Raw genomic sequence first — 4255 nt, 5'->3', positions numbered from 1 at the left:
TGCGCCGGCACCGTGGCACGCTTCCCGCCGTCCCCGCCGCCGCTCGGCAGGCCGGCGTCGTCCAGTCCGCGGTTGCGCCGTGAGTCCTTCGGCTCCAGGGGTATCGGAGACCCGCGCAGCGGCTCGTCCGCCGTCCTCGGCAGCGTCAGCCGGAACTGCGAGCCGCCGCCGGGCTCGCCCCACGCCTGCAGCCAGCCGCCGTGCAGCCGGGCGTCCTCCAGGGCGATGGACAGGCCGAGTCCCGTACCGCCGGTGGTACGCGCGCGTGCCGGGTCCGCCCGCCAGAAGCGGCTGAAGACCCGCGTCGCCTCGCCGGGCTTGAGCCCCACGCCGTAGTCGCGCACGGCGACCGCCACCGCCCCGCCCGCCGCGGCGAGCTTGACGACGACGTCCTTGCCCTCGCCGTGCTCGACCGCGTTGACGACGAGATTGCGCAGCACACGCTCCACGCGCCGCGCGTCCGCCTCCGCCACCACCGGCTGCTGATCGCCGACGACCTTTATCTCGGTGCCCTTGCGCTCGGCGAGCGGCTCCGCCCCGGTGACCACCCGGCGCACGACGTCCCGCAGATCTATCGGCTCAGCCTCCAGCGCCGCCGCGCCCGCGTCGAAGCGGCTGATCTCCAGCAGGTCGGCGAGCAGCGACTCGAACCGGTCCAGCTGGTCGGCGAGCAGCTCGGCCGACCGCGCGGTGACCGGGTCGAAGTCCTCGCGCGCCTCATGGATGACGTCCGCGGCCATCCGCACGGTCGTCAGCGGCGTGCGCAGCTCGTGCGACACGTCCGACACGAACCGACGCTGCATCCGCGACAGGTCCTCGAGCTGGTTGATCTTCAGCTGGAGGTTCTGCGCCATCTTGTTGAACGCCTCGCCGAGCCGCGCGATGTCGTCCTCGCCGGTGACCTTCATCCGCTCCTGGAGCCGCCCCGCGGACAGCCGCTCGGCGATCCCGGCCGCCATCCGCACCGGCGTCACGACCTGCCGCACCACCAGCCACGCGATGGCCCCGAGCAGGACGACGACGAACAGCCCGGCGGTGGCCAGGGTGCCCTTCACCAGGCTCAGCGACTTCTCCTCCTGCGTCAGCGGGAAGAGGTAGTACAGCTGGTACGGGTTGTTGTTGGGGTCGTTGACCTGCTTGCCGATGACCAGCCCCGGCTGGGACTCGGCCCCGCTGTCGTAGATGATGCGGGTGTAGCTCTGCACGGCCGTCGAACTCGAGTTGACCCGCTCCCGCAGGTCCTCCGGCACGCTCGCGGTCGCGATCACCTGACCCGAGGCACGCGGGCCGCGCCCGCCGCCGCTGGCGTCACCCGCGGGCAGCGTCACCACGTCGAAGGCGCCCTGACCACCGCTGGAGAGCGACTCGACGAGGTCGCTCATCCACTGGATGACGCTCGTCGACGGTTCGCCGTCCACGGTGGTGCCGTCGTCGCCGGTGACGGTCGCCGCCTGGTCGGCCTTCTGCTCGGCCACGGCGAACCCGCCGACGGCCTGGCTCTGCGAGGCCTTCACCTTGGCGTCCAGCAGGCCGTTGCGCACCTGCCCGATCACGACGAAGCCGAGCAGCAGGACCACGCCCAGCGACATCAGCAGCGTGGTCACGACGACCTTCAGCTGGATGTTGCGCCGCCACAGCCGCATCACCGGCAGCAGCGGCCTGCGCACCCAGCGCACGAACAGCCGGATCACCGGGCTGCCGTGGACTCCGCCCTGCAGCAGCCCGCCGTCCAGCAGGCGCCCCCGGCGAGAGCCCTTCTTCCGGCCGACAGGCCGCTCCGGACGGCCCCCGGACCGGCCGGGCGCCGAAGCGGCACTGTCACCGGACATGTCAGCTCGGTCCTGCCTTGTATCCGACACCACGGACGGTCACCACGATCTCCGGCTTCTCCGGGTCCTTCTCGACCTTGGAGCGCAGCCGCTGCACATGCACGTTCACCAGCCGGGTGTCGGCCGCGTGACGGTAGCCCCAGACCTGCTCGAGCAGCACCTCACGCGTGAACACCTGCCACGGCTTGCGGGCCAGCGCGACCAGCAGGTCGAACTCCAGCGGCGTCAGCGCGATCGACTGCCCGTCCCGCTTCACCGAGTGCCCGGCCACGTCGATCACCAGGTCACCGATGGCGAGCTGCTCCGGCGCCGGCTCCTCCGACCTGCGCAGCCGCGCCCGGATCCGGGCGACCAGCTCCTTCGGCTTGAACGGCTTCACGATGTAGTCGTCGGCGCCGGACTCCAGGCCCACCACGACATCGACGGTGTCGCTCTTCGCCGTGAGCATCACGATCGGCACGCCGGACTCCGCCCGGATCAGCCGGCACACCTCGATGCCGTCCCGGCCGGGCAGCATCAGGTCCAGCAGCACCAGGTCGGGCTTGGTCTCGCGGAAGGCGGCCAGCGCCTTGTCGCCGTCGGCTACGAAAGACGGCTCAAAACCCTCACCACGCAGCACAATGCCGAGCATCTCGGCCAGTGCGGTGTCGTCGTCGACGACAAGGACTCGTCCCTTCATAAACGACATCATCCCATTCTCATAACGGTGGCGAAGGTGCAGGTGAGGCACGTCACTGCCCCGTGACGATAGTCGTACGCCACCGTCACTGTCTGCCCCCGGCCGCCGGGAGCCCGGCGGCACGGGGTCGGGAGGCTCCCGCCGGCCCTCAGCCGGTGGTGCCCGGACGCGCCTTCGCGCACAGCTCGGCCAGCGCCTCGGCCGTCACGGGCGAGACGACACCCTCCTCGGTGACGATCGCCGTCACCAGCTCCGGCGGCGTCACATCGAACGCCGGGTTGTACGCCTGCGTCCCCAGCGGCGCCACCGGGATCCCGCCGCCCGCCTCCGTGCCGGCCACGGGCACCTGGGGCGCCGTGATCTCGGTGACCTCGTGCCCGCCCCGCTGCTCGACCTCGATGGCCGCGCCGTCCGGGGTGTCCGGGTCCACGGTCGTCACCGGCGCCACCACGATGAACGGCACATGGTGATAGCGCGCGAGCACCGCGAGCGGATAGCTGCCGACCTTGTTCGCCACCGACCCGTCGGCCGCGATCCGGTCCGCCCCGATCAGCACCGCGTCCACCTCGCCCGCCGCGAACAGCGAACCAGCCGCGTTGTCCGTGAGCAGCGTGTACGCCATGCCGTTGCGGGCCGCCTCGTACGCCGTCAGCCGGGCGCCCTGCAGCAGCGGACGCGTCTCGTCCACCCACAGCCGCCGCAGCTCACCCACCCGATGCGCGGCCAGCGCCACGGCGAACGCCGTCCCCTCCCCGCCCGACACCAGCGAACCGGTGTTGCAGTGCGTCAGGATCCGGTGCCCGCCCCCGGGCAGCAGCTCGGTGAGCAGCGCCAGGCCGTGCTCCGCCATACGGGCGCTGGCCTCGGCGTCCTCCCGGTGCAGCTGACGTGCCGCCGCCAGCGCGGCCCCGGCCGCCTGCCGGGGGTCGCCGGTGCGCGCCAGTGCCGCCTGGTACGCCGAGTGGGCCCGGCGCACCCCGACCGCGAGGTTCACCGCGGTGGGCCGGGCGCTCTCCAGCGCCGACGCCGCGTCGTCCACCTCGAAGCCCCGTACGGCGGCGAGCGCGACGCCGTACGCCCCGGCGATGCCGAGCAGGGGCGCCCCGCGCACGGCGAGCGAGCGGATCGCCTCCACCAGCGCCGACGCATCCGTACAGACGAGCTCGACCTCCTCGGCCGGCAGTCTCGTCTGGTCGAGCAGGACCAGAACGGGACCTTCGGGTGGCTCTTCCCAGCGGATCGCCGGGATCTCGGTCGGCCGCTTGTTGTCGCCGCTGTGCGCGTACTGATCAGCCATGCGGTCAGTCTGCCCCGTAACGCACGGACAATTGAAGCTATGCGGCCCTCACCTCGCCCGGTCACCCGATGACCACCCCATGGCACGATGGCTGCCAACCTGCCGCCGCGACCGCGGACGGGCACCGTGAAGGAGCGACGATGAACGACACTCCGGGCTGGGCCTCGCCCGGATCCGCCCCGTCCGAGGGGCAGGAGCCCGGCACGTCCGGCCCTGCCGAGCCCGCCGACCGCAAGAACGACCCCGACGGCCCGCAGAACGCCGCCGAGGGCCCCACCGACCGACCGCAGCCCGGCGCCGAACCGGCTGACCAGCCCGGCCAGGTGCCCCAGGGACCCGGCGTGAAGTGGTCGAAGGAGCAGCCGCCGCCGAGCCAGTGGTCCGCGCCCACCGGGGCACCCGGCACCCCCGGCACCCCGGCCGGCCCCGGTCAGACTCCCCCACCGCCCC

At 72.6% G+C, this 4255-nt stretch carries 3 protein-coding genes and 1 pseudogene; 1 reads left to right on the top strand and 3 read right to left on the bottom strand.

Features of this window, described 5'->3' with window-relative positions; genetic code table 11:
- From mtrB to mtnA, 3 genes are all read right to left on the bottom strand, one after another.
- A partial coding sequence (mtrB, locus tag N4P33_RS33255) for an MtrAB system histidine kinase MtrB (protein ID WP_260830655.1) occupies window positions 1–1829 on the bottom strand: 1829 nt, incomplete at its 3' end.
- Between the two features lies 1 nt (window position 1830).
- Window positions 1831–2520, bottom strand: a complete 690-nt coding sequence (mtrA, locus tag N4P33_RS33250) for a two-component system response regulator MtrA (protein WP_003975799.1) — start codon at window positions 2518–2520, stop codon at window positions 1831–1833.
- Between the two features lie 136 nt (window positions 2521–2656).
- On the bottom strand, window positions 2657–3805 hold the full coding sequence (gene mtnA / locus N4P33_RS33245) for an S-methyl-5-thioribose-1-phosphate isomerase (RefSeq protein ID WP_260830654.1): 1149 nt from the start codon (window positions 3803–3805) through the stop codon (window positions 2657–2659).
- Between the two features lie 140 nt (window positions 3806–3945).
- Between mtnA and N4P33_RS33240 the strand changes: the two are divergent.
- Window positions 3946–4255 (top strand): annotated as a pseudogene (locus tag N4P33_RS33240) (hypothetical protein); the annotation flags it as partial.

The organism is Streptomyces sp. 15-116A (assembly GCF_025290915.1).
GTDB lineage: Bacteria > Actinomycetota > Actinomycetes > Streptomycetales > Streptomycetaceae > Streptomyces.
This window is presented reverse-complemented; position numbering and strand designations above follow the sequence as displayed.